This window comes from Vibrio gazogenes, assembly GCF_023920225.1.
Taxonomy (GTDB): domain Bacteria; phylum Pseudomonadota; class Gammaproteobacteria; order Enterobacterales; family Vibrionaceae; genus Vibrio; species Vibrio gazogenes.
Window position 1 is genome coordinate 670,330 of sequence record NZ_CP092588.1, and the last position, 26,332, is coordinate 696,661.

Sequence of the window (26,332 nt, forward strand, 5' to 3'; positions counted from 1 at the left end):
CCCCTCCTACTGTGCATCGATTGGAAAAACATGGGTCACAATCTGATCCCCGATTTCCAGTCCGGATAAAATTTCAACCGAGTCACCATAATCCTGCCCGAGCCGGACCGGATTCAGTCGCTGTGTTTTTCCTTCGTCCTGCACGCGAAACACCGCACTGAGCTCTCCTCGTCTGATCACCGCACTTTTCGGCACCAGCACAACTTGTCTGTCCCCAGTATGGAATGAGGCTTTCACCCACATTCCCGGAGCAAGTTCAGCGTCACTTGTCTCCGGTAATCTCAAGCGCATCGTGAACGTATGAGAGTTCGGATCTGCATAACGGAATAGCGTATATTGGCTCGGTTGTAGAACGTCTCCATTCGGTAATTCAATCGAAAATTGTTGCGCCTGTGTCACCAAAGCGCGATACCGTTGTGGCATTTGAAACTCGACCCGCAGCGGGGACATCCCATAGCCGCTCAACAACGGCATACCGGGCGAAACGGTTTCTCCCAACTCAACATGACGTTGGGTCACAATGCCTGAATAAGGTGCTTTGATACTGGTATAGCCTAACGCATCTTTCGCTTTCACCGTCGCAGCCTTGGCCGCTTGAACTGCCGCAGCCGTAGTTCGGGCACGCGCTTCGGCACTATCCAGTTGCCCTTGAGAAACCGCACCTCGTGAGATCAATTGTCGAAAGCGTTTCACCTGTGTCTGTGCTTCTTTATTCTGAGCAATCGCCTGATTCAATTGTGCCACTGCAGAATCGTAAGAAGCTGTCTGTTGTGTTGCACTGATTTCAAGTAACACATCGCCTTGCTGTACGACATCATTCACATCCACGTACATGCCGACGACTCGCCCGGAAGTTTGAGCCGCGACCGTTCCTTGATTGACCGGCTGAACAATCCCATCGAATGTGATTTGCTCCGGTATCGTTTCACGCTTGATGATAAGCGTCTGTCCCTCTTGGTGTTCCTTTGTCTGTCCCGCTAACGATTCTCCTGCCTGCGCCGCTAAAACCGTCTGTCCAGCGAATGCTGGTCCTGCTAAAAACGTCTGTCCTGCTAAGACTACCAGCCCCAAGGCCAATTGCCGTATATGCTGTTTCATCAGATTCCCCTCCTTTGGCGAACCTATTGTTGTTTTCATTTTCATTGATGATATGCCTGATCGAAGTCCACTGTATCAATCACCCATTGCATAAATACAAAACCGTTTGTTTTCACCAAGCGGAAGATTCACAAAATGGCGTGCCACCAACACGCTCATGACTTCTCACTCAGCGATCTTGGTTCTTCACAAAACAGCATCTGCAAATTGACAATGATTTGTGCAGCTCGACTATCGGCCAGTGAATAAAACACCTGTTGTGAGGACTTGCGGCACTCAACCAAATGATGTTTACGCAACACCGTCAGATGCTGAGAAAGTGCCGACTGACTCAAAGTCGAGTTCTGTTGAAGTTGTCCGACACCGACCTCTCCCTGTATCAATTGACACAACACCATCAATCGCTCAGGGTGTGCCATCATTTTCAAAAAATCAGCCGCACTCTGGGCATGAACTTTGATTAGTTCAACCTCAGTGGCTTGGTTTGGTTCATGGTTGACTTGCATGAGCACTCCACGGGAAAAGATCTCAATGCTTTTATATTAGACAAAACTTATTTAGAAAAGCAAATATTAGTTAATAATAAATTAGACTTTTCTAATTATTAGATCTATAGTCACAGAGAATTCATCAAAAGGAGTATGTCATGACCATTGAAAATGGCGTTCGAGTCATCGCTGGCAGCATGGTACTGCTTTCCGTTATTTTGACTTATTTCGTCCACCCCTACTTTGTCTGGTTGACCGTCTTTGTCGGGTTCAACCTTATTCAAAGTGCATTGACTGGTATCTGTCCGGCAGTATTTATTCTCAAAAAGCTCGGATTGAAAGCGTAACATCAGTCTCAAACGTAAAAAGGCTTATTACTTTATGACAAAAATCGTAATTATTGGTGGTGTTGCGGGCGGTGCATCAGCAGCAGCTCGCGCACGCCGTCTTAGTGAAGATGCTGAAATTATAATGCTTGAACGCGGTCCCTTCGTTTCGTTTGCTAATTGCGGGTTACCCTACCACATCGGTGGAGACATCAAAGAGCGCGGTCATCTTCTACTGCAAACCCCGGAAAGTTTTCTGGCGCGTTTTAACGTAGATGTTCGCGTCATGAATGAAGTACTCCGTATCAACCGCGCAGAGAAAACGATCACGGTTCGTAACCTTTTAGACCAAAGCGAGTACATCGAAAGTTACGATTGTCTGCTTTTAAGTCCGGGTGCAGGGCCAGTTGTACCGCCTATTCCGGGCCTAGACAATCCATTAACGCACTCGCTACGTAACATTCCGGATATGGATAAAATTATCCAAACCATCAATACCAACCATGTTGACCATGCAACGGTTGTGGGTGGCGGTTTTATCGGTTTGGAAATGATGGAAGCCTTCCACCAGCTAGGTATTCAAACCACATTGCTGGAAATGGCTGATCAAGTGATGACGCCAGTTGATCGAGAAATGGCAGGTTTTGTACACGCAGAGATCAAAGCAAAAGGCATTGATTTACGCCTGTCCACAGCGTTGCAATCAGTCGAATTCAAACCAACCACCTCACTGGCAAGCATGGACTCAGGTCAAATAGAACACCAGCACGTGAATGGTGAACTCGATCTGACACTCAGCAATGGCGATACACTGACCACCGATATTCTGATCATGGCCATTGGTGTTCGCCCTGAAACCAAACTGGCTTCAGAGGCAGGTCTGCAAATTGGTGAGCTTGGCGGCATTTACACCAATGAATACATGCAAACAAGTGATCCATCGATTTACGCAGTTGGTGATGCTATCGAAGAGAAAGACTTCGTCACGGGCAAACCAACACTGGTTCCTTTAGCAGGTCCTGCAAACCGTCAAGGCCGGATGGCGGCAGACAATATGCTTGGTCGTAGCGAAACTTATCAAGGCACTCAAGGTACTGCGATTTGTAAGATCTTCGATTTAGCGGTGGCATCAACGGGTAAGAATGAGAAACAGCTCAAACGTGATGGTACCGAGTACGAAAAAGTATATGTCCACACAGCGAGCCACGCGAGTTACTATCCCGGTGCTGAAGTGGTATCGTTCAAAATGTTGTTCGATCCAAAATCAGGCAAGATTTTCGGTGCACAAGCGGTAGGTAAAGATGGTATCGATAAACGTATCGACGTCATGGCTGTGGCGCAGCGTGCAGGAATGACCGTCGATCAGCTACAACACCTTGAACTGACTTACGCGCCACCTTACGGTAGTGCAAAAGATGTGATTAACCAAGCTGCATTTGTCGCAAGTAACTTGATGAAAGGCGATGCTGTAGCGATTCACTTTGACGAAATTGATCACCTGACTGACGACCAGTTGTTACTCGATATCCGTAATCCCAGCGAGTTACAATGCGGTTCTCTGCCAGGGGGTATCAATATTCCGGTCGATCAACTCCGTCAGCGTATGCATGAGTTACCGAAAGACAAAGAGATCATTATTTACTGTCAAGTCGGGTTACGCGGTAACGTCGCTTATCGTCAGCTCGTGAATAATGGCTTCAAAGCACGTAACTTGATCGGTGGGTATCGTACTTATCAGTTCGCCACAGCTTAGTGGATACACCATCATTTAACGTCAATAGCCAGCAATACATTGCTGGCTATTGACTATCAGAATGAAGCAACGAACAACCACTATTCGCTGACAAACACATACAAATCGCCACGACAATGGTTAATACTGTACTCAATGGGTCGGCCAGTATTATCGAATGCCGTTTGCTCAATCAAAAGAACAGGAGTCTGTTCATCGATGTTGAGCTTCTCAAGTGATTCTTCGGTCGGCATTTTAGCTGACACCCGGCTTTGAGTGCGGGAAGGTGTAATATTCTGACTTTGAAAATAGTCGTAGAGCGACAACTGAATCTCGTCGGGGTCATGGATCAACGCTGATGGAACATAAGACTCTTCGATAGAGACAGCTTGTTCATCAATATAACGCACTCGCTTTAGCAGAAACACTTGCTCACCTTGCTTGATATCCAGTGTTTTCGCAATCTCGGCGGAGCAAGAAACGGTATCTTTTTTAATCCACAAGGTGTCAGGTTTTTTTCCGGTCAACACGACTTGCTGCGAAAAACTGGTTGCCGTCTTCCCTGAGTATTCAACCGTTTCACTGATCATGGTTCCCAAACCACGAGAACGTACAATCACCCCGTCCTTATCCAGTAAATCGAATGCTTTTCTTACCGTAATTCTTGAGACCCCAAGTAATTCACCAAACTCTCGCTCAGTTGGGATAAAATCACCACCTTTCAGGATATGCTGTTGCATCGCATGTTTAACAGACTCAGCAATCTTGAGATAGAGCGGCGATTTATCCTGCTGCTCAATACGTGCATGGATAAGGTCGATAAGAGACTGGTATGTTGTCATAAGGCTCTAATTTCTATCAGTAATGCAGCCAGTATAACTGATATTATCAATGGGTACATGAAGAGTAAGATGAAGCGCTTAATTTGAGGTGATCTGGCTCTCAGTTTTGGTTTCATTAATTCCGTTTTGAAGTTTTCAGTTTGCACTTCACCTCTCGAACCAAACACGACCAATCAGGTACCATCAATGAATGACGCACGCAAATAATTTGCAATTTGCTCGACACTTGGAGCGCAATCTCCCCCTTCATGACTGACCACATAAGATGCTACGGCATTTCCCAACAAAACAGCATCTGCAAGATCCCAGCCTGAACTTAATCCAGCCAAAACACCACCAGCATGAGAGTCACCGGCACCAATGGTATCAACAACTTTGGCCGGAAATGGTTCAACAGTGCCGCACGATTCACCGTTATTGAAGAATGCACCATCACTGTCAATACGCAAGATCAGCGGACAACCGTAGCGCGAAAACCATTGTTCAACAAACTGCCGACTATCTTGCATTCCCAGTTGTTGTGCTTCTTGTCGGTTTAATGAAATGATCGGTTTGAGTGCCAACAGACGCTCCAGAAGTATCGCATGAATGTCCGCGATTCTTGGCCCGAAGTCGATAAACAGCAGATGGGTATCCGGTAAAGTTTCCAACCAAGTAATAATTTTTTCACCCGATGCAGACGCCAGTTGATAACCAGATAAATAAATGATCGCATCTTTATCGAGTGCCAGTTGATTCAGATTGTCGCGATGCCAGTTGTTCTCGACACCACTGACAGAAAGAAAAGTCCGTTCCCCATCCGGCTCAACAAGGGCAAGGCACCATCCATTATCGCCACTATGATCTTCAAAGCAGCTGCTCAACCCTTTGTCTGCCATCGCGTGACGAATCAGATCCGCCCACTGACCATGACCGATAGGCAAAGCATTCACCGATTGGAGTCCGAGCCTTTGGATCGCAATCGCGATATTGAGCGCACATCCACCGACATGAATCCCTTTTTCCTGAATTTCAATGTCTTCACCACGCTTCGGTAAGCTTGGTGTTTCGGTCACAATGTCGATCACCGCAGCCCCCAGCAGACATAGCTGACGTTGGTTGCTAAGGGTCGGAACCAATTGTATTAATGCGTTATGAGGCATCATCCTGCTCCTTTATTGCTCTCAGAGAAAGGAATTGACGTGCGTATTGATCAAAATCGAGTTGGTTTTTCTGATCCAGTTGCTGCTTTAAAGAGGCATCGATGCCTTGCACACCGTTCAGAGCACCACAAATTGCAGTTGCCATGGCACCAATCGTATCGGTATCACCTCCAAGGTTGGCACATAAAATCGCACAACGGTTCGGGTCGGTTTCAGCTATTTCAACCATGGCAACCGCTGCGGGGACAGACTCAATTGTACTGACACCGGCACCGATTAAGTTGTAGATTTTGTCCATGCGCGTTTCAATACCACCACATTCACCCGCTACACTCAATGCCAGTTCGACACGAGATGCCACCGATGCACTGAACGTTGTGATATGTTTTGTTTGCGCAGCCAGTGCAATGGCTGGAAGTTGATCTTTGATTGCAGACCAGCAGTGACCATCAATCGCTTTTGAAACCGCCCATGCAACCACGACAGCCCCTGCAATAGCGACATCAGATTTGTGGGTCGGACTAGAAGCAAGCGCGACTTGCTCGATAAAGCGATCCAGGTTTGTCGCAGGTAACAGGCATCCCATCGGGGACACACGCATAGCCGCACCATTGGTCACGCCATTATTTTCAAGCGCGTCGATTGGTGTTCCGTCTTTAATGGCACGCATCGCAGCTTTAGAGCTTGGACCGAATATGTTCTTGTTAAATGCATCAAATCCCTCAGCCCAGGTTAAAACATTGCGGGCAATCACTTCAGGAACGATGTTGCCATCACACGCGATAATAGCATCGGCTAGTGCCAAAGCCATTGATGTATCATCCGTAAACTGGCAGGCAGTAAAGTAGCACGCTGCATTATTTTCTTGTGGACCATCCAAAAAGCGGTCGATCCAACCAAAATGCGCTTTCACTCGATGACGGGGCCATAACTCTGAAGGCATCCCCATTGAGTCACCAAGTGCTTGACCATAAAAAGTGCCGAGGATTCTGTCTTGTTTTGTGATTGTCATTTTACTTACCAAAAATTAGATTAAATTGCCTGCTCAGTAAGGTTTACCATACTGAGCAGGGTTGGAATTAAGCTTGTGCTTTTTTCTGTTCGTCCACGTTTTCTTGCTGAGATGCAAGAGGAATCGGTTTGATCTTTCCGTCCGGTTCACGGAAGAAGAATATAAAGAGCGCGAGGATGACGGCGATCATGATCCCACCAAAACTCCACATCCCTGCCCAGTCAAATGTCAAACCTTGCTGTGGCGTGTCATAAGCAAACATTTTCTCCATGAGGACACCGCCAAGCCGATAGCCCAACAAGCTACCAATCCCCTGACATCCGAGGGTTATCAGCCCTTGAGCGGCGGTTCTCATATGTGCCGGTGCTTTTTGGTCCACATAGATGTAAGCCGTAACGAAGTAGAAATCGTAACTGACGCCATGCAATAGAATGCCTAAGAACAACAGCGAGTACAGGTACCAAGACTCCGCACTTCCATAAGCGAAGAATCCATAACGGATCGCCGCAGTGAACAGACCAAGTAATAATACCTTTTTAATACCAAAACGTTTAATAAAGAAAGGGAGTGCCAGCATGAAGAAAATTTCGGAAAACTGGCCAAGCGTCATCCAACCGGTTGCATGACTCATCCCCACTTCTGTCAGGAAACCATTCGCAAAGATGTAATAGAAAGCAAGCGGCATACTGAACATGAATGAGCAGATAAAGAATGCTAAGAAGTTTTTGTCTTTCAGTAACACCATTGCATCTAAACCGAGCATCACTTTCAAGTCTAACTTGCCTGTACTCTTTGGCGGCGTGTTTGGCAACATTAGAGCAAATACCCCCAAAGCAGCAGAGCTCAATGCCGTAATAATGAGCGGGATATTACTGGAAGAAATATCACCATAACCTAACCAACCCGGCAGGAAACCAATTGCGATCCCGGAAGCGATCCAACCAATTGTTCCCATGACCCGAATCCGCGGGAAATCACGCTCAACATCAGCAACGTTGGAAAACGCAATACTATTCGTCAGCGCAATTGTCGGCATGTAGGTGAGCGAGTAACCAAGTAAAAGCGGGAAGAAAGTGGCGAACTCGGTTTGTTGTGCCGCAAGATACATTAATACTGCCCCGGCAAGCAGCATCACCGACAGAACCTTTTGGGCCGGAAAGAAACGGTCGGTAATCGAGCCGACCAGAATCGGTGACAAGATCGCGGCAATTGCAGTACAAGCATATGACCAAGCAATCTCCGTTGGTGAAAAACCATGTGTGTTTAAGATTTGCCATAACGGAACGAACCAAGCGCCCCATATAAACCATTCAATGAACATCATGAATGAGAGTTTGATATTCGTCGTTTTCATTTTTTATCCTTAGTACTGTAGGGTACACAAAGATGGTATGACATATAATAATACCAATACAATACCATTGTGTTCATTTTGTGATCGTAAATAACATTTCCATCAATTAAATTTATCCCCTAAAAAATGGGGGATTTAATAATGAAGTAACAATACAAAGACACACACTTCACACCCTCACCGTTTCAAGTACCACTATAAAAAGCGCACAAAAAAACGCGCCGGGTATTTGTACCCGGCGCGTTTCTTATCAATACAAAATATTTAAACGATGAACCTATGCGGCAACGCTACCGTGTGGATCGATAACGAATTTTTTCGCGGCGCCACCATCAAAATCAGCATAACCTTGCGGTGCTTGATCCAATGTAATCAGTTGAACGTTCACCGCTTTCGCAATGTTGACTTTATCAAACAAAATCGCCTGCATCAGAGAACGATGATATTTCATCACAGGGCACTGACCGGTATGGAATGAATGGGACTTCGCCCAACCGAGGCCAAAACGCATACTCAACGCACCGACTCTTGCCGCTTCATCATGTGCGCCCGGATCATCCGTCACATAGAGTCCCGGAATACCAATTTGACCACCGGCTCGGGTGATTTGCATCGCTGAGTTTAACACTGCCGCAGGCGCTTCTTTATGGTGTCCGCCACAACCACAGCCATGCGCTTCAAAACCGACACAGTCAACGAAGCAGTCAACTTCCCGTTCACCGAGAATCACTTCCAGTTTGTCTTCCATATCGCCGTCTTCACGCAAGTCGATCGTTTCACAACCAAAGCTCCGCGCCTGTTCAAGACGTTCTTCGATCATATCACCCACGATCACACACGCAGCACCCAGCAATTGGGCCGATACAGCAGCAGCGAGACCAACCGGACCCGCCCCGGCGACATACACCGTTGAACCGGGACCGACACCAGCAGTCACACAGCCGTGGAAACCAGTCGGGAAGATATCAGAGAGCAATGTCAGATCACGGATTTTCTCCATTGCCTGATCTGAATCAGGGAACTTCAGCAGGTTGAAGTCGGCATACGGCACCATCACATACTCTGACTGACCACCGACCCAGCCTCCCATATCGACATAACCATAAGCTGCGCCGGGACGTGCCGGGTTAACATTCAGACAGATGCCGGTCATGCCGGATTTACAGTTGCGACAGCGTCCACAAGCAATGTTGAAAGGAACGGAAACGATATCACCCACATTGAGGAATTCAACGTCGTCTCCTTTTTCAAGGATCACACCGGTGATTTCATGACCCAAAACAAGCCCTGCCGGTGCGGTTGTCCGTCCACGGACCATGTGCTGGTCACTCCCACAAATATTGGTGGTCAGAACCTTCAGGATAACGCCGTGATTACACTTCCTTTTCCCCAGAGCCAACTCCGGAAAAGCGATCGATTCAACTGCGACTTGTCCCGGTCCTTTATATACAACACCGTGATTACTGGAATTGCACATTCTGTTCTCCTTAAGCGAATTATTATTGTACTGCGCCTGCCACGTTAACGAGCGTGAATTCACAATAGATGTTTGTATACGACACCATTCAGTCAGGTCACGACTGATCACTGTCAAGAAAGTATTTTCTGTGGTGTGGATTAGACTTTTATCGCCACATAAAAGGCTCCCCGTCTACCATAGCGCTCAATCACGCATGTGATAGCCGGCAATTATCTCGGTTTCGATAAAATAGATTTTTCCTATCAAATGAATAGCTACAAGTGATTTTATTTTGTGGCGCGGCAGTGCGAATATACATCTCGAAGGCAAGATATTGCAAAGATAACCAACTGAAAGGAAAGTAAAAAATCATGATCAATACAAAAATCAAACCATTTAGTGCAACCGCTTATAAAAACGGTGAATTTGTTGAAGTCACAGAAAAAAGCGTCGAAGGCAAATGGGCAGTATTTTTCTTCTATCCTGCTGATTTCACATTCGTTTGCCCAACAGAATTAGGTGATCTTGCCGATCATTATGCTGAGCTTCAAGAGCGTGGCGTTGAAGTATTCTCCGTTTCAACTGACACACACTTCACACACAAAGCATGGCATGACAGCTCTGACACGATTGGCAAAATTCAGTATTACATGCTTGGCGACCAAACCGGTAACATCACTAACAACTTCGGTGTCATGCGTGAAGGTCAAGGCCTTGCAGACCGTGCAACATTCCTCATCGATCCTGAAGGTGTCATTCAGGCCATGGAAATTACTGCTGAAGGGATTGGTCGTGACGCTGAAGACCTGCTGAGAAAAGTCAAAGCAGCACAATATGTTGCAGCACACCCAGGCGAAGTTTGCCCGGCAAAATGGAAAGAAGGTGAAGAAACACTAGCTCCTTCACTGGATCTTGTCGGCAAAATCTAACGATTTTCTGATTCGGATTTTTTAATTTGAGAGTGAGTCGGATGTACCATACGACCAACGCACCCGGCTTGCTCTCCCCTTATATCTTATTATCTAGAGTGGTCACTCTCTTTATTTATCCATCTAAAGACAAGGTGTAATCGAAACATGCTAGACCAAGCGATCAAACAACAATTAAAACAATATCTCACAAACTTAAAAGAAGATGTCCGCTTAGTGGTCAGTCTAGATGAAAGTAAAGCATCCCAAGAAATTCTTTCATTGGCTGAAGAGATCGAAACATTAAGCGATCATGTCTCGATAGTGCATGATAATGCGGCCAGTGCACGTAAACCTGTCATGGCGGTCACTAATCCGGAAAAAGGTACACAATTGCGTTTTGCCGGTGTGCCGATGGGACACGAGTTTACCTCATTGGTTTTAGCACTGCTCCACTCGGGCGGTCATCCGATAAAACTTGAAGATGAAACCATCACACAAATTGCCAGCCTGCATAAAAAACTGGATGTGGAGATCTTTATTTCGCTCTCATGCCAGAACTGTCCCGATGTAGTTCAGGCTTTCAACATGATGGCAGCAATCAACCCAGACATTCGTGTCACCATGATTGATGGCGCCCTATTCCAAGATGAAGTCAAACAACGTGATATTCTGGCAGTGCCAAGCGTGTTTGTGAATGGTGAGTTATTCGGCCAAGGCCGGATGTCACTGGCAGAGATCTTAACCAAAATTGATGATGGTGCAGCGGAAAGAGCAGCAGCCAATATTAATGAGAAAGACCCATACGATGTATTGGTCGTCGGTGGTGGACCAGCCGGTGGCGCTGCGGCTGTTTATGCCGCTCGTAAAGGCATCCGAACCGGTATCGTTGCAAAACGTCTCGGTGGTCAAGTGATGGACACGATGGCGATTGAAAACTTTATCTCCGTCAAAAGAACTGAAGGACCGAAACTGGCAGCCGATTTGGGTGAGCATCTCAAAGAATATGATGTAGATATCATCACAGATCAGCAAGCCGACCGGCTGATGGGTGCTGCCTATACCGAAGATGGATACATTCACGTCAATCTTGAAAGCGGTGCGACACTCAAGAGTAAAAGTATCATCCTCAGTCCGGGCGCACGCTGGAGAGAGATGAATGTTCCCGGTGAACATGAATACCGCAATAAAGGGGTGGCTTACTGTCCTCACTGTGACGGCCCGCTGTTTAAAGGCAAGAAAACAGCCGTTATCGGTGGCGGCAACTCCGGGATTGAAGCTGCGATTGATTTAGCCGGGATTGTCGAACACGTTACGGTCCTTGAATTTGCCGATGTACTTCGTGCAGACCAAGTGCTGATTGATAAAGCAAACTCTCTGCCGAATATTGATATCATCACCATGGCACAGACGATCGAAGTGATCGGCGATGGGAAACGGGTGACCGGTCTTAAATATAAAGATCGTCATACTGATGAAATCCATACTCTGCTGTTGTCCGGTATTTTTGTGCAGATTGGTTTGGTTCCCAATACCGAATGGCTGAAAGATTCAGATGTGACACTCTCACCAAGAGGCGAAATCGAAGTCGGTAGCCGGGGTGACACCAGCATGTCGGGGGTATTTGCTGCCGGAGATGCGACGACTGTCCCTTATAAACAGATCATTATCGCCATGGGCGAAGGGGCGAAAGCCAGTCTGGGGGCATTTGATTACCTGATTCGTCATCAGGGATAACCTGCCAAGCGGGCGCTAAAAGCGTCCGCTTCTATTGTTCCATTTCCTCTCTCCTCCATTGTCTGTCCCTTTAATACTTCTCTTCAAGTGCCTGTCCTTTCAATTTGCCATCTCTAACCTTCTTGGTCAGAACTTTCTTTGCCTGTCCCTTACACCCTGAGTCGTCTGTCCCTTTAGTGCTTCTTTCCAAGTGTCTGTCCTTTCAAGCTTTTCGAGCGAGTCAACATCCTTTTAATCCATATCATTTTGCCCGCAAGACAGACTAGGTATGTCTTTTGCTTCTGAATTGTCTATAGTAGCGTATGAATCAATCATATACAGCATAAGGAAAGTTCTGCCATGTTTAGGTCTCTTTTAATTGTGTTTGTGATGATCGGAATGATGAGTTGCAGTGGTGGGGACTGGCGTACCGCAAGTCGTGAACCCGCAGGCATAGCCCCAGAGCCGGAGCAAGAGAAAGGTGCCGTGATTGAAGTGTATGCCGCCGATGCGTTCGGCTGGCGCGGTTGGTTTGCCGTACACACTTGGATTGCACTGAAACCGGAAAATGCGCCTGTATATACGGTTTACGAAGTGATCGGTTGGCGACTCAAACAAGGGCGTTCGGTTCTGACCGAATATCAAACCAAACATCCGGATCGCTACTGGTATGGAGCCAAACCAGAAAAAGTGTTGTCTATCCAAGGTAAAAAAGCGAGCCAGTTGATCCCTGAAATTGCGGCTGCCATTGAATTTTACCCGTGGGCAGATGAATACACGCTCTTCCCCGGACCGAACAGTAATACATTTCCGGCATGGGTTGGCTTACAGGTACCCGCTCTGGGATTGAAAATGCCTTTCCGAGCCATCGGGAGCGGCTACGCAAATTAACTGAACGATAAGTTTGTTTATCCGCAGATGCAGCCCTGTTTTCGTTTAGCTGTGATCGATGTCCAATGATCACGGCTGACAGTCCATCCATATTCACACTTGTGCGTATCCCTGAAATGAAATAGCATACGTAAAAACAGACTAACTGTGTGGTCATTGTATATTTCATGAATAATTTCATATAGATATTATCATGCTGATGAATTATCCAGTGAAGCGATAGATTTGATTTCGTTCATTTCAATTAAAAATTATCACCGATACTCATCTCAAAAATACACCAAAATGCGAGCATACTTTCAATGATTCAGTCATACTGAGTCATTGAAAGTATGGGGAGTGCATCAGGACGATCACACTGTTTACGAGCTGGATATCAGAAGCTCTGATAAATCAGGAATACTGGTTATCAGAAACAATGGAGAATCATCATGGTGAATATTATGATCGATGGATCAACGTATACAGTCGATCCGAATCAAACACTACTCAATGCAACAAGAACCTGTGGTGTTCCTCTGCCTTCACTCTGTGATACCGATGCTGCTGACAGTATTCATCAACACTGTAAACTCTGCGAAGTTGACATTCTCGGTACAGGTATCGTCCCTGCCTGTCAGCAAATGCCAGTAGAAGGCATGGTGGTAACCACGACGTCCAATCACCTTTCAGAACGCAGAAAAAAACACCTTCAGGACATTCTTTCTCAACCGAATATCATCTGTAGTGAACCGCCTTGTCAAACCGCCTGCCCCGCCCATGTCGATATTCAGCAATATCTGGCATTCATCGCACAGGGTAACTATCAGCAAGCGATTGCCGTCATCAAAAAAACACTACCCATGCCACTGTCAATTGGCCGGGTCTGTCCGGCTTTCTGTGAATCCGGATGTCAGCGTCAACAATTAGATGAGCCACTGGCAATCCGTCAGTTAAAACGCCACGCAGCCGATCATGATCTGGCCGCGTTTCAGTCTTATCTGCCAGAAAGAAAAGCGGAAAAACATAAAAAAGTAGTGATTGTCGGTGCCGGACCGGGAGGGCTCAGTTGCGGTTATTTCCTCACGAACGAAGGTTATGATGTCACAATCTTGGAAGCGATGCCCCAAGCTGGTGGATGGCTTCGCTATGGTATTCCCGAATACCGGCTGCCGAAAGCAATTCTTGACCAAGAAATTGAATTGATGTGTCGTCATGGCATGACAATCAAAACCAATCAGCGACTCGGTAAAGACTTCTTACTCTCGTCACTGAGCGATGACTATGATGCAGTTTGTCTGGCCATCGGCGCATCGCAAGCCAGCGGTATGGCTTACCCCGGCAGTGACCTCGATGGCTGTTATCTCGGTGTGGATTTCCTGAAAGATCACATGCTCGATCAACGGTGTACCGTCGGTCAGAACGTTGCTGTCATTGGTGGCGGCAATACGGCTATTGACTGCGCCCGGACCGCTTTGCGCCTCGGGGCACAGGCAACGATTATTTACCGTCGCTCCCGAGAAGAAATGCCGGCCGAAGATTATGAAATTGAAGAAGCAGAACATGAAGGTGTTCAATTTTATTTCCTGACCAATCCTGCCGAGAATATCGCAGATCAACATGGCCGGGTTTGTCAGGTCAAACTGGAAAAAATGGCCTTAGGCGAACCTGATGCCTCCGGACGCAGACGCCCTCAACCGACCGGTGAGTACATCACGGAATCCTTCGACACCGTTATTTCAGCAATTTCACAGCAAACGGATGTCAGTTTTCTCGATGATGACGACATCACACTGCCACTCAGCCGATATCAGACCATTGATGTGAATGAAGACAATATGTTCTCTGGTTCACGCAATATTTTTGCAATCGGTGATTTTCGCCGAGGCCCGGCGACCGCTGTCGAAGCCGTCGCAGATGGTCGCAAAGCGGCATACGGTATTGACTGCTTTCTCGGCGGTGATATGGAAAAGCTATACACCGAGTCCTTCCGGGAAAGAAACATCACCAGAAGTCACCTGATTCGGCCTGAACATATTAAGAAACTCAAAAACGAACTCCGTTCAATCGTGCAGGGTGATACTCAGGAACAACGGGATCAGGCGCTGGCACAGGCAATGCAACACATTCTGAGAGCCAAAATGCCGGAACTGACATTAGCAGAGCGTCAGCATAACTTTAAAGAAGTCGAAACAGGCTTCACGGATCAGGTCGCCATGAACGAAGCCCGGCGCTGTTTAAGTTGTGGCTGTCCGGATGGGAATGATTGTAAACTCCGCCACTATGCGACCGAGTATCATGTCGATAAGTCTTTATTGCCGCATTCGGATTGTGCTTAAAGTAACTAGGGTACTTAAAGTAACGGTGCTGAAATACACGACCAAAATACAACAGGGGCAGATATCATCTGCCCCTGTTCAGTTTCAAGCAATCAACATCACCACACTTGGATCATAGAATGACGATTATTGGATCAATAAGGGTTGATTCTGCGTCGGAACCAGCACCACCGCCACCATTTTCGATGTGGGTGTATCACTCCAGTCCCCTTTACTGTCAAGTGGAATCAATGCATTCGCTTCCGGAAAATATGCAGCCACATTTCCCTGCGGGATTTGATACGGGACAACTTTAAAGTTATAGATCTTCCGTTGAACATCATCTGTCCAAATCGTCTCAATATCGACCCGCTCTTCCGGTTTTAATCCCAGTAATTCTATATCTTTCGGATTCAGGAAAATCACCTGCCGCTCTCCCCGAACTCCTCGATAACGATCATCATACCCATACACTGTCGTATTGTACTGATCGTGTGAGCGCATCGTCTGAAGAATAAAGACGGGTTTATCCGTCATACTTTGCGGGTCAAACGACAATATATGCTGCGGTAGTCGATTGGCAGTAATCTCCGCTTTTCCCGAAACGGTTTTCCAGTTCAGCTCTCTGGCACTATTTCCCAAGTAAAACCCGCCCGGTATATCGAGGCGCTGATTGAAATTGTCAAAGCCGGGAATTGTTTGCTCAATCAAATCACGGATACGATCATAGTTATCCGCCAGAGATTGCCAGTCGACGGGGTTATATGCCCCCAGCGTTGCTTTGGCGATACCAACGATAATGGCGACTTCGGAACGAATCGACTCCTCACTCATGTCCACACGCCCCGATGAAGCATGAACCATGGAGAACGAATCCTCGACCGTCACCCGCTGTTCACCACTGGCCTGCATATCAATATCGGTTCGACCTAGGCACGGTAAAATCAGCGACGCTTTACCGGGATTCACATGACTTCGGTTTAGCTTCGTCGCAATGTGGACAGTCAATTCACATTGACCCATCGCCTGTGCAACCCGGGCTGTATCCGGTGCAGCCGCAACCAAATTGCCTCCCAAACCGATAAACACTTTACTGTCACCACGCGCCATCGCTTGTAATGCATGATGAACATTATGTCCATGCGCTTGTGGCGGGTGAAACCCGAATACTTTCTCGATATTATTTAACAACGCTTGCGGCGGATGGTCATTGATACCAACGGTCCGATCCCCCTGCACATTCGAATGTCCACGAACCGGACACAATCCCGCGCCCGGCTTGCCTATTTGACCGAACAGCAACTGCAAATTGACAAGCTCTTCGATAATTGCAACCGAATGTTTATGCTGAGTAATTCCCATCGCCCAGGTCACAATCCGTCGTTCCGCATGAAGATAAATATCGGCAACTTGAATGATTTCATCCTGAGTCAGACCCGATTGCTGAATAATCGCCGCCCAAGGCGTGGCTTCAACCTGTTCAAGGTATGCAGATAACCCTTGCGTATGCTGCTCTATAAACGCTAAATCAAAAACCGACTCACCACGTTGTACGGCTGCCTGATGATACCCCAGCAGCACCTTGACGATGCCGCGGACGACAGCCATATCGCCCCCCAATTTCGGCATGAAATAGTGGCTGGTTGTCGGTGTCGAACTATTACTGATCATTTCGAGCGAGTGTTGCGGATTGGTAAAACGCTCTAACCCTCGCTCTTTCAGATTGTTGAAAGCAACGACTTTGGCGCCGCGTCGGTAGGCATCACTCAATGTTTCAAGCATCCGGGGATGGTTTGTTCCCGGGTTTTGTCCGAATAAGAAAATTGCATCCGCTTTTCCAAAATCATCGATGGTCACCGTACCTTTACCAATACCAATACTTTTCCCCAGCGCATAACTGGTTGCTTCATGACACATATTGGAACAATCAGGAAAGTTATTGGTGCCAAAGCGGCGAACCAATAGTTGATAAACAAAAGCGGCCTCATTACTGGTTCGTCCTGATGTATAAAATTCAGCCTGATTGGGGTCATTAAGCAAATTTAGATAACTGGCGATCATCTCGTAGGCATCGTCCCAACAGATCGGCTCGTAGTGATCCGTTTCTGGGTTATAACTCATCGGCTCGCTAAGACGCCCCTGATATTCGAGAAAATAGTCCGTCTGTTTGTTCAACCATTCTACAGAATATTGTGCAAAAAACTCCCGGCCGACTCGGCGAGATGTCGCTTCCCAGTTGACGGCTTTTGCGCCGTTTTCACAAAAACGAAAACGTCCCGGTACACCTTTCTCTCCCCAGGCACATCCCGGACAGTCAAACCCGTGATCTTGGTTGGTACTCAGTAAATTGGATATATTCTTTGCTACATTCTCACTTTTGAACAAATGCTGAGTCGTCGCTTTTAAAGCACCCCACCCACCGGCAGAACCTGAATATTTTTTATAACTCATTTGCTTCTCTTCTTATTCTTGATGTTCAGAAAACATCCGCCAATGCAATGCCATCATACGAATCATCCATCCGTATCCGGTCAGTCAATCAGGCATCTATCCCATCACACAAGTCATCAATAAAGACGAGATAGATAAAAATATCGATTCTCTTATTAACAAACCAACGAACACGCACCGAGAATATCTAAATGATAACAGTCTCAAAAACCGCCAAATGACTAAAAACGACAAATGTCAGCTTAGTTTCACCGGAAGCGATGCAGATATTTTTAGGGAGTCAGATTCATGTTGATAAGAAAAGCCTGATTTGAATACATCAAAAATACTCCTTAGCAATGACCAGGGTCAATAAACAGCAGTTCATCGCCATTTTTTATCAAATACTCATTTTGCTACATTTCATGCTAGTTGTTGAATATTGATTGACGTTTTATGCGATTTCACGACAAGCTCGCCAATAAAGCCAAAAATAGAATCATATTTTCCATAAATGGTATATGAGTAAGCATAAATCACTGGGTGTTGTTTTCAATGCCAAAATAAATAAGCACTTATGCGCATATCAATATTTCTATTTACGAACAGAAAATTCGGATGACCAATCCGGATGATCATGTCATTTATTTATATCTGTGACGTGAACATTGCCGATACTCTCTGTAGAATAATGCGATTATCCATAGGAAAATCATGAATCACCCAATCATTGAACAAATTAAACAAGCCGATCAGGCCATTGTTACTAGGGGCTGTTGACCTTTCGTGGTTGAATTTTGTTCAATCTGAACGGGTATTGATCGCGGCGCGGGGCATGCCGCTTAGCTATCCTAAGCAAATGACCCGTAACAAAGAGCAAGACTCGTTCAGATGAACCCTCTGGGCAGCATTTGTCGCTCATTTATCCAGCGTTAGGTCATGGTTCATGTAGAGCGCTACACTTCACATGACCTGCCTTGACTCAATGCACGACAAATTGCTGCAAAAAACATCACGAAAGGTCAACAGCCCCTAAGGATTTTAATACCTTACTTGATATCTATACTGATGATGAACTTAAATGATGGAACGATAATTTTATGACTAAGATTTATGCCATATGTGGCTTTATTGGCTCAGGAAAGACAACATATGCGAAAACACTGGCGGAAAAGTGTGGTGCGTTTCGCTTTTCTATCGATGAATGGATGCTCCCGCTATATGGCGAGCACATGGAACGGGATGTGTTTGACCATCGTCTGTCAACGCTAAAAGGGCTATTCGAAGACGCAGCATTACAGCTTTTCTCCTTGGGTACGCCAGTCATTTTCGACTTTGGACTTTGGACCAGTTCTGAACGCCAAGCTTTTAGAAACTGGGCATCCAGTATCGGAGTGGATCATGAAATTCACTACTTGGATGTCAGCTTTGATATCTGCAAACAGCGGGCACTTGCTCGTAATTCGGAACGAGAAGGAAAATCTTACGAAATGACCCCGGAAATGTTGGATTTATTCTGGTCTAAATTTGAAGTGCCAAATCCAGATGAAAATGTGGTTTGGGTGCAGACAACCTAACCAATCTCTCTGACTTATTACTCCCTCCCGATCAATCGACAGTCACCAACCGATGCGCATGTCAAACTCATTGATTATATCCGTCCATCACCAGTACATTTGCTTATTCGAGGACACGTCCAATAACTAGCAGCAAGTACATGACATGCTGCGCATTTTCATCGGCTACTTATAACATTTGGTTGATAAACCAGACAACTATCGTCATTTTGTACTCAGTGTCAGTACCTTTAACACGTTCAGGCTGTAAGGGAAGTTATGTCTCAAAAATTAAGTATTATTCTATTGTCGACACTGATCACTGCATGTTCCAGTGGAACAGTTGGTGGATTGTTACCAGCACCCAAAATATTGCATGGGAAATTAGAAGGCTTAACGTATACCTCACCACAAGGTGACTTAACAATCACAGCACCCGCTACAGAAGATCATGGGGAGTGGACCTACACGCAAGTGAAAGAGCATACTGAAAATACACCAGACCAAATGGATACTTATGTCGGATTTAAAACGCCTTATGACAGTCACCTTTATTCTGCTGAAGTGGTGAACTATAAGCACCTTCCTCCTCTCACTGACAAACAATTTTTACGATTTAAAAATGACAACTTAAAGCGAGTAATAAATGCCACAGAAGAGCGTTGGGGCAGCAAAGTTGAGCGACTCAATGAAACCAGCATTCATTGCGCCAACAATCAATCTTTCGCCTATACGATATTGAAACAAAAAATCACATCTTACGAACTCAATTTCGTAAAATACTATTTGATTTCTCTATCTTATCAAGGGAGTAGCGTGGCCATTGTTACGAGTGAACTGAATTTTGATTTAAGAAATGAACGTCCGCCTGAAGCCGATATAAAGAATGCAAAGTATACCAAGCATCGTGCATTTACCTGTTCTTTAAAATACGGTGCTGCTACCCACTAAAAAGCCACCAAGAAAATGCCGCTGATACTGATGTATAAAGCGGCAACTTTCTTTCTCACCTCACCGAATAGATAAAGCTCTCATCAAGACCGAGTTCGTGCTAGAATCGCGCGTTTTGTTCATTCAGCCGCGCCAAAATCACCAGAGGTCACTATGTCATTCGCGAAACTCGGACTCAGCACGCCCCTACTTCAAGCGATTAGTGAGCTTGGGTATCATCAGCCAACGACGATTCAGAGTCAGGCTATTCCTGTGATCCTACAGGAAAATGACCTCATTGCTGCGGCCCAAACCGGCACCGGTAAAACAGCAGGTTTTGTTCTCCCAATATTAAACAAACTCGCCCAAGGACAAACTCAGCGAAAAAAACGCATTCGGGCTTTGGTCTTGGTCCCTACTCGTGAGCTGGCAATACAGGTCGCGGAGAAAATTACCCAATATGGCAAATATCTCCCCCTGACATCACTTGCAGTTTATGGCGGTGTTGATGACAAACCACAGAAACAACGCCTCATTGAAGGTGTTGATATACTGGTGGCGACACCAGGACGACTCCTCGATCTGTATCACCAACGGGCAGTGTACTTCGAAGAAGTCGAAGTGTTAGTCCTTGATGAAGCAGACCGAATGCTGGATATGGGATTTATCGACGATCTCAATAAAATTCTTGATCGGCTGCCAGAAAATATTCAACACTTATTATTCTCTGCGACGTTATCCCACAAAGTCCGCGATCTCGCCAAGACCGCCGTCCATCATCCGCACGAAATTAGCATCGCAGCAAATCAGGCTTCCAAGCCCAATATCGAACAGTGGCTAATCACTGTTGATAAAGACAAAAAATCAGCGCTGCTGGCCCATCTGATTCAAGAAAACCAATGGGATCAAGCACTGATCTTTATTGAAACCAAACATGGTGCCGCCAAACTGGTGGCTCAGTTGGAAAAACGAGGCATTCAAGCCGAAGCTTTTCATAGCGGTCGTAGTCAGGCCATCCGAGCCAAACTGCTGGAAAACTTTAAAAACGGCCAAATCAAATATATGGTAGCAACCGGTGTGGCAGCACGAGGCATCGATATTGATTCACTGCAACGAGTCATCAACTACGATCTACCTTTCCCTGCGGATGAATACGTTCACCGCATCGGCCGGACCGGAAGAGCCAATGCATCCGGTGAGGCTATTTCTTTTGTGTCTAAAGACAATTTTAAAAATTTGTGCATGATTGAAAGCCGTCTCGGTCACTTAATCGAGCGCAGAGACGTTGCCGGGTTCGAACCAAAAAAACCGGTCCCTATCTCTATTCTAAACTATGTGCCTAAACATAAACGGACGGATGCTTAAACAGTGCAACTGATATTCAATCCAACGTTTCAACCGATCGTGCCATTAACCATCAGCGACCCAGTTTCAACTTATATGAGGAATGCCCTGTGAGCCAGTTACCTTTTTCTTCTCTGCCTTTATCTCCGGAACTGTTGCAGAGCCTTGACACCCTTGGCTATACCCATATGACGCCGATTCAAGCGCAAAGTCTGCCTTTTCTGCTTCAGGGAAAAGATATTATCGGACAAGGAAAAACCGGATCGGGCAAAACCGCAGCATTTGGCCTCAGCTTATTACATAATCTGAATGTGAAACGCTTTCGCGTACAGTCACTGGTTCTGTGTCCTACTCGCGAATTGGCGGATCAAGTTGCCAATGAAATCCGTTCACTGGCAAAAACCGTACACAATATTAAAGTGCTGACGCTCTGCGGTGGCATGCCGATGGGACCACAAATCGGCTCTCTCGCTCACGGCGCGCATATTTTGGTTGGCACTCCGGGACGCATGCTCGACCATTTACAAAAGGGGCGCATCGACTTATCAGAATTAAATACCTTGGTCTTGGATGAAGCAGATCGGATGCTGGAAATGGGCTTTCAAGACGCGCTGGATGCGATTATTGACCACGTGCCGTCTCAACGACAAACATTGCTGTTCAGTGCCACATTTCCGACGCAGATTCAGTCAATTGCGCAGCGGATCATGCACGCACCAGAGTGGATCAAAGTCGAATCGACCCATGATAATACCTCCATTCATCAGGCATTCTATCAAGTCGGTGGGGATGAAGATCGCTTACAGGCTCTAAAAAAGCTGCTACTTGCTCATCAACCGGAATCGACGGTTATTTTCTGCAATACCAAACGTGAGGTTCAAGAGATTGCGGATACTCTCGACCACGACGGTTTCAGTGTCATCGACTTACATGGCGATCTGGAACAGCGGGAGCGAAATCAATCGTTAGTTCAGTTTGCCAATAAAAGTGTGTCGATTCTCATTGCAACCGACGTCGCGGCGCGTGGTCTGGATGTTGACCAACTCGACATGGTCATTAACTACCGCCTGTCACGTGACCCTGAAGTCCATGTTCACCGAATCGGGCGGACAGGCAGAGCAGGCAGCAAAGGCATGGCATGTAGTTTATTCAGCGCCAACGAAGGCATTCGGGTTGCTCAGATCGACGAATACATGAATACACCGATTGATCCGGTTGCACTACCGACTGACGAGGTACTCAACCGCTCACCATTTCAACCCCAGATGGTTACCATTGAGATTTCCGGTGGTAAGAAACAAAAAGTCCGTGCCGGCGATATTCTCGGCGCCCTCACCGGTCAGCAAGGCATTGAAGGGAAACAAGTTGGAAAAATTAATCTCTTCGATATGCGGGCTTATGTAGCTGTACACAAAAGTGTCGGCAAGAAAGCAGTGAAAAAGTTAGAAAATGGCAAAATCAAAGGGCGTTCTTTCAGAGCACGAATCATCAAGTAAGAAAATATCACCATAAAATTGAGATAATATTTACCTGATAGATTCATCCCGATGAGTTTATTATTCTCTGCCATGATTCGAATATCCCGGTATTGGATTTATACCGGGATATTGAGATGCTGATGATCCAATGGATATGAGTACAAAAAACTCGCAATTCAGATCATGCAGAAATAAAAAGCACTGCCCCTCTATTCCGATAACTTTCCATAGCTGTTATGAATTCCCGAAGAACCCACTAAAGTGTCTGTCCTTATAACGTCTTGAACTCCCGAAGAGTCCGCTAAAGTGTCTGTCCTCATAATTTAAAGTGTCTGTTCTCATAATTTGTCTTCATAACTTCGTTGGACACAACAGGCGCTTTATGAGTAAAGTAATTGATCACAAACGCCTAACCAATACCCGACTCTTTTACTAGGTTAAGTATGGTACACTAATGCAAACTTCCCACCGTAACATTACGTTAGGCAAACCCAATTTATAATCAAATAGAAAAAATCCAGAGGTACTTATGAAAAAGTCCAACCCACGACTGACGTTACGTGTGATTGAAAAGAGTGATTACGATGGGCTCGCCGAGCTCATGGATCTCGTCTTTCCTGATGTAGGTGGGGCATGGCCAAAAATGACTATTATGGATCTGATTCACCAATTTCCAGATGGACAGATCTGTATTGAAGACAACGGAAAAATTGTTGCCGCAGCACTGACGATCAAAGTTGATTACAACCGTTACTCACTGCCCCATGTTTACACCGACATTGTTGACGAAAAAAATGTCATTCAGCATAACCCGCATGGTGATGCAATGTATGGGCTCGATGTCTTCGTTCATCCTGACTATCGCGGCATGCGTTTAGGTCGCCGTTTATATCATGCCCGCAAAGAACTGTGTCAAAGTGAAAATCTGAAAGCCATTCTGACCGGAGGCCGGATCACGGGCTATCACAAACTGTCTGATGAACTGAAAGTCACTGAATACATTGAGCAGGTTAAACGTAAGAAAATTCATGACCCAATCCTCTCTTTCCAGCTTGCCAATGACTTTGATGTCAAACGGATTATGCGTCACTATCTACCGGAAGATGATAAGTCTCAGGGCTACGCAACACTCCTTGAGTGGGATAACTTCTTTTATGAAGAAGACCAATCATCCATCCATGAACTTGATAAAACGCTGGTTCGTATTGGCATCGTTCAATGGCAAATGCGTCAAGTTACAAGTCTGGAAGATTTACTTGAGCAATCCGAGTTCTTTATTAGCTCATTATCGAACTACAAAGCCGACTTTGCGCTCTTCCCTGAGTTTTTCAATGCACCACTCATGGGTCTTCAGCACGATCAAACCTCCGTCGAAGCGATTCGCTATCTTGCATCTTTTAGTCACGCGATTAAACAGCGCTTTTCCGAGCTTGCCATCACATATAACATCAATATTATCGCCGGGAGCATGCCTGAGGAACGAGATGGCAAGTTGTACAATGTTTCTTATCTGCTTCATCGTGATGGCATGATTGATGAACAGTTGAAGATCCATATCACCCCACACGAACAACGCGACTGGGTCATCGACGGTGGGAATGAAATTGGCGTATTCGAAACCGATGCGGGACGCGTTGGCATCCTTATCTGTTACGATAGTGAGTTCCCTGAGCTTGGACGAATGATGGCAGAAAAAGATGTACAAATCATGTTTGTACCGTTTTGGACCGACACCAAAAATGGCTATCAACGCGTCCGTCTCTGTTCGCAGTCAAGAGCTATTGAAAATGAGTGTTATGTCGCAATTGGTGGCAGTGTTGGTAACTTACCACGTGTGGACAATGTCGATATTCAATATGCACAATCTGCGGTATTCTCACCATCCGATATCTTCTTCCCACACGATGCAACCATCGCCGAAGCAAGTCCGAACACCGAGATGATCATCTTTGCCGATGTTGATCTCGATAAATTAAAACAGCTGAATACCGAAGGATCCGTGACGAACTTACGTCATCGCCGTCTCGATGTTTATGGTGGTTTTACCCAACCGAAATTAAGCAGATAATCAGAGAAAGGAGGGGCAACCCTCCTTTCTCTTATCCGTTGAAAAACGCTTAAAGTGCCCGCTTAAAGTGCCTGTCCTTATAAATCCTATAACTAGATGAGTCTCAATAAATATAAAATCAAATTCATATAGAATTGATATTTCAATGACTGACTTAAAAGGACCACCATGAGAAAAATCATACAGGTTGCCATATTACTACTTGGCTTAGGCATACTGTCGAATACATACGCTGCACAAGTCGAAGTACATGACCCAGTAATGGCACGCGAAAACGGTATCTACTATGTATTCAGTACCGGCCCGGGTATCACCATGTACTCATCTACAGACAAAATTCACTGGCAGTATGCTGATCGCGTATTCAGCAGCGAGCCCACGTGGGCAAAATCAGTCGCCCCGGGATTTAATGGTCATCTCTGGGCACCCGAGATCTACAAGAAAAATAGTAAATTCTATCTGTATTATTCGGTTTCAGCATTCGGTAAAAATACCTCCGCTATCGGTGTCACTGTCAACACCACACTCAATCCGGATTCACCAGATTATCACTGGCAAGATCAGGGTATCGTGATCCAATCGGTTCCGGAACGCGATAACTGGAATGCTATCGACCCGGCCATCGTCGAAGATGACAATGGCAATCCTTGGATGAGTTTCGGATCATTCTGGAGTGGCCTGAAACTGGTCAAACTGAATTCAGATATGAAAACTCTCGCGCAGCCGCAAGAATGGTTTGATATCGCTGCCCGTCCGGAAGTCACCGATAACCCGGTTGAAGCGCCCTTTATCTTTAAAAAGGATGGTTACTACTATTTATTCGTTTCATTTGATTTTTGTTGTCGCGGTGTGAACAGTACCTACAAGGTGATGGTCGGACGAAGCCAGAATGTCCAAGGCCCCTATTACGATAAGCATGGTGTCTCAATGCTAAATGGTGGCGGCTCTTTGGTCATTGAAGGCAATCAGGACTGGGCCGCACTTGGCCATAACTCTGTTTATACATTCGATCATCAAGATTACATGGTTCTTCATGCTTATGAGACCGCAGATGACGGTGTACAAAAGTTGCGTATTCTGAAAGTTAACTGGGAGAACGGCTGGCCAGTCGTCAATCCTGACGAGCTCAATACCAATACAACGAAACTGATCGAATAATACAACGCTGGCAAAGCAAGATGGGGACAGACATTTTCGCCTGTCCCCATTTTATTGGTGTCTCTAGGGGCTGTTGACCTTTCATGGTTGAATTTTGTTCAAT

The 26,332-nt window shown here is 46.0% G+C and carries 20 protein-coding genes; 12 read left to right on the top strand and 8 right to left on the bottom strand.

Annotation, left to right across the window (positions count from 1 at the left end; all coding sequences use genetic code 11):
• Positions 1–6: 6 nt before the first annotated feature.
• Together MKS89_RS18560 and MKS89_RS18565 are read right to left on the bottom strand one after the other, a co-directional pair.
• Complete coding sequence (locus MKS89_RS18560) at positions 7–1,098, bottom strand: efflux RND transporter periplasmic adaptor subunit (protein WP_106406984.1); 1,092 nt, start codon at positions 1,096–1,098, stop codon at positions 7–9.
• A gap of 155 nt (positions 1,099–1,253) precedes the next feature.
• Positions 1,254–1,604, bottom strand: a complete 351-nt coding sequence (locus MKS89_RS18565; protein ID WP_072961843.1) for an ArsR/SmtB family transcription factor — start codon at positions 1,602–1,604, stop codon at positions 1,254–1,256.
• Between the two features lie 140 nt (positions 1,605–1,744).
• Here MKS89_RS18565 and MKS89_RS18570 point away from each other — a divergent pair, with 140 nt between their 5' ends.
• Together MKS89_RS18570 and MKS89_RS18575 are read left to right on the top strand one after the other, a co-directional pair.
• Positions 1,745–1,933, top strand: a complete 189-nt coding sequence (locus tag MKS89_RS18570; protein WP_072961846.1) for a YgaP family membrane protein — start codon at positions 1,745–1,747, stop codon at positions 1,931–1,933.
• A gap of 34 nt (positions 1,934–1,967) precedes the next feature.
• On the top strand, positions 1,968–3,665 hold the full coding sequence (locus MKS89_RS18575) for an FAD-dependent oxidoreductase (RefSeq protein ID WP_072961847.1): 1,698 nt from the start codon (positions 1,968–1,970) through the stop codon (positions 3,663–3,665).
• Between the two features lie 80 nt (positions 3,666–3,745).
• Here MKS89_RS18575 and MKS89_RS18580 read toward each other — a convergent pair whose 3' ends face one another.
• From MKS89_RS18580 to fdhA, 5 genes are all read right to left on the bottom strand, one after another.
• Complete coding sequence (locus MKS89_RS18580) at positions 3,746–4,486, bottom strand: GntR family transcriptional regulator (protein WP_072961850.1); 741 nt, start codon at positions 4,484–4,486, stop codon at positions 3,746–3,748.
• 173 nt (positions 4,487–4,659) lie between these two features.
• Positions 4,660–5,631: a PfkB family carbohydrate kinase gene (locus tag MKS89_RS18585; RefSeq protein ID WP_235862488.1), complete on the bottom strand. Its 972-nt coding sequence runs from the start codon at positions 5,629–5,631 to the stop codon at positions 4,660–4,662.
• Positions 5,618–6,640: an ADP-ribosylglycohydrolase family protein gene (locus MKS89_RS18590; protein ID WP_072961854.1), complete on the bottom strand. Its 1,023-nt coding sequence runs from the start codon at positions 6,638–6,640 to the stop codon at positions 5,618–5,620. Before MKS89_RS18590 ends, MKS89_RS18585 begins: the two co-directional genes overlap by 14 nt.
• A gap of 67 nt (positions 6,641–6,707) precedes the next feature.
• Positions 6,708–7,994, bottom strand: coding sequence for a nucleoside permease (locus MKS89_RS18595; RefSeq protein WP_072961856.1), 1,287 nt, complete (start codon positions 7,992–7,994; stop codon positions 6,708–6,710).
• Positions 7,995–8,271: 277 nt separating this feature from the next.
• A complete protein-coding gene (gene fdhA / locus MKS89_RS18600; protein WP_072961859.1) occupies positions 8,272–9,471 on the bottom strand; it encodes a formaldehyde dehydrogenase, glutathione-independent in 1,200 nt (399 codons plus the stop codon).
• Positions 9,472–9,824: 353 nt separating this feature from the next.
• Here fdhA and ahpC point away from each other — a divergent pair, with 353 nt between their 5' ends.
• The 4 genes from ahpC to MKS89_RS18620 all read left to right on the top strand — a co-directional run bounded on the left by ahpC (position 9,825) and on the right by MKS89_RS18620 (position 15,286).
• The gene (gene ahpC, locus MKS89_RS18605) at positions 9,825–10,382 is read left to right on the top strand and encodes an alkyl hydroperoxide reductase subunit C (RefSeq protein WP_072961862.1); all 558 of its coding nucleotides are present in this window, start codon (positions 9,825–9,827) and stop codon (positions 10,380–10,382) included.
• A 147-nt stretch (positions 10,383–10,529) separates the two neighbouring features.
• Complete coding sequence (gene ahpF / locus MKS89_RS18610) at positions 10,530–12,098, top strand: alkyl hydroperoxide reductase subunit F (protein ID WP_072961865.1); 1,569 nt, start codon at positions 10,530–10,532, stop codon at positions 12,096–12,098.
• 339 nt (positions 12,099–12,437) lie between these two features.
• Entirely contained in the window at positions 12,438–12,968 is a 531-nt protein-coding gene (locus MKS89_RS18615) for a DUF3750 domain-containing protein (RefSeq protein ID WP_072961867.1), read from the top strand.
• A 431-nt stretch (positions 12,969–13,399) separates the two neighbouring features.
• A complete protein-coding gene (locus tag MKS89_RS18620) occupies positions 13,400–15,286 on the top strand; it encodes an FAD-dependent oxidoreductase (protein WP_072961869.1) in 1,887 nt (628 codons plus the stop codon).
• A gap of 126 nt (positions 15,287–15,412) precedes the next feature.
• Here MKS89_RS18620 and MKS89_RS18625 read toward each other — a convergent pair whose 3' ends face one another.
• Positions 15,413–17,716 (bottom strand): FdhF/YdeP family oxidoreductase, encoded by a 2,304-nt coding sequence (locus MKS89_RS18625; RefSeq protein WP_072961871.1) that lies wholly within the window; start codon positions 17,714–17,716, stop codon positions 15,413–15,415.
• Positions 17,717–18,795: 1,079 nt separating this feature from the next.
• On the opposite strand from MKS89_RS18625, the gene MKS89_RS18630 reads away from it, so the two are divergent.
• From MKS89_RS18630 to MKS89_RS18655, 6 genes are all read left to right on the top strand, one after another.
• Positions 18,796–19,272: a P-loop nucleotide/nucleoside kinase family protein gene (locus MKS89_RS18630; protein ID WP_072961874.1), complete on the top strand. Its 477-nt coding sequence runs from the start codon at positions 18,796–18,798 to the stop codon at positions 19,270–19,272.
• A 258-nt stretch (positions 19,273–19,530) separates the two neighbouring features.
• Positions 19,531–20,202 carry a hypothetical protein gene (locus MKS89_RS18635; protein WP_072961877.1) on the top strand — a complete coding sequence of 224 codons (672 nt, stop codon included), beginning with the start codon at positions 19,531–19,533 and terminating at the stop codon, positions 20,200–20,202.
• A 153-nt stretch (positions 20,203–20,355) separates the two neighbouring features.
• A complete protein-coding gene (locus MKS89_RS18640; protein ID WP_072961879.1) occupies positions 20,356–21,546 on the top strand; it encodes a DEAD/DEAH box helicase in 1,191 nt (396 codons plus the stop codon).
• An 89-nt stretch (positions 21,547–21,635) separates the two neighbouring features.
• On the top strand, positions 21,636–23,021 hold the full coding sequence (gene dbpA, locus MKS89_RS18645) for an ATP-dependent RNA helicase DbpA (protein WP_072961884.1): 1,386 nt from the start codon (positions 21,636–21,638) through the stop codon (positions 23,019–23,021).
• A gap of 511 nt (positions 23,022–23,532) precedes the next feature.
• Positions 23,533–25,071 carry a bifunctional GNAT family N-acetyltransferase/carbon-nitrogen hydrolase family protein gene (locus MKS89_RS18650; protein ID WP_072961887.1) on the top strand — a complete coding sequence of 513 codons (1,539 nt, stop codon included), beginning with the start codon at positions 23,533–23,535 and terminating at the stop codon, positions 25,069–25,071.
• 168 nt (positions 25,072–25,239) lie between these two features.
• Positions 25,240–26,229 (top strand): arabinan endo-1,5-alpha-L-arabinosidase, encoded by a 990-nt coding sequence (locus tag MKS89_RS18655; RefSeq protein WP_072961890.1) that lies wholly within the window; start codon positions 25,240–25,242, stop codon positions 26,227–26,229.
• The last annotated feature ends 103 nt before the right edge of the window (positions 26,230–26,332 follow it).

Excerpts from the sequence above, each read along its gene's own strand:
- MKS89_RS18655 (WP_072961890.1), top strand. The coding sequence starts at position 25,240 with ATGAGAAAAATCATACAGGTTGCCATATTACTACTTGGCTTAGGCATA.
- fdhA (WP_072961859.1), bottom strand. The coding sequence starts at position 9,471 with ATGTGCAATTCCAGTAATCACGGTGTTGTATATAAAGGACCGGGACAA.
- ahpF (WP_072961865.1), top strand. The coding sequence starts at position 10,530 with ATGCTAGACCAAGCGATCAAACAACAATTAAAACAATATCTCACAAAC.
- MKS89_RS18580 (WP_072961850.1), bottom strand. The coding sequence starts at position 4,486 with ATGACAACATACCAGTCTCTTATCGACCTTATCCATGCACGTATTGAG.
- MKS89_RS18575 (WP_072961847.1), top strand. The coding sequence starts at position 1,968 with ATGACAAAAATCGTAATTATTGGTGGTGTTGCGGGCGGTGCATCAGCA.
- MKS89_RS18595 (WP_072961856.1), bottom strand. The coding sequence starts at position 7,994 with ATGAAAACGACGAATATCAAACTCTCATTCATGATGTTCATTGAATGG.
- ahpC (WP_072961862.1), top strand. The coding sequence starts at position 9,825 with ATGATCAATACAAAAATCAAACCATTTAGTGCAACCGCTTATAAAAAC.
- MKS89_RS18565 (WP_072961843.1), bottom strand. The coding sequence starts at position 1,604 with ATGCAAGTCAACCATGAACCAAACCAAGCCACTGAGGTTGAACTAATC.
- MKS89_RS18560 (WP_106406984.1), bottom strand. The coding sequence starts at position 1,098 with ATGAAACAGCATATACGGCAATTGGCCTTGGGGCTGGTAGTCTTAGCA.
- MKS89_RS18650 (WP_072961887.1), top strand. The coding sequence starts at position 23,533 with ATGAAAAAGTCCAACCCACGACTGACGTTACGTGTGATTGAAAAGAGT.
- MKS89_RS18585 (WP_235862488.1), bottom strand. The coding sequence starts at position 5,631 with ATGATGCCTCATAACGCATTAATACAATTGGTTCCGACCCTTAGCAAC.
- MKS89_RS18620 (WP_072961869.1), top strand. The coding sequence starts at position 13,400 with ATGGTGAATATTATGATCGATGGATCAACGTATACAGTCGATCCGAAT.
- MKS89_RS18570 (WP_072961846.1), top strand. The coding sequence starts at position 1,745 with ATGACCATTGAAAATGGCGTTCGAGTCATCGCTGGCAGCATGGTACTG.
- MKS89_RS18640 (WP_072961879.1), top strand. The coding sequence starts at position 20,356 with ATGTCATTCGCGAAACTCGGACTCAGCACGCCCCTACTTCAAGCGATT.
- MKS89_RS18630 (WP_072961874.1), top strand. The coding sequence starts at position 18,796 with ATGACTAAGATTTATGCCATATGTGGCTTTATTGGCTCAGGAAAGACA.
- MKS89_RS18590 (WP_072961854.1), bottom strand. The coding sequence starts at position 6,640 with ATGACAATCACAAAACAAGACAGAATCCTCGGCACTTTTTATGGTCAA.
- MKS89_RS18625 (WP_072961871.1), bottom strand. The coding sequence starts at position 17,716 with ATGAGTTATAAAAAATATTCAGGTTCTGCCGGTGGGTGGGGTGCTTTA.
- MKS89_RS18615 (WP_072961867.1), top strand. The coding sequence starts at position 12,438 with ATGTTTAGGTCTCTTTTAATTGTGTTTGTGATGATCGGAATGATGAGT.
- MKS89_RS18635 (WP_072961877.1), top strand. The coding sequence starts at position 19,531 with ATGTCTCAAAAATTAAGTATTATTCTATTGTCGACACTGATCACTGCA.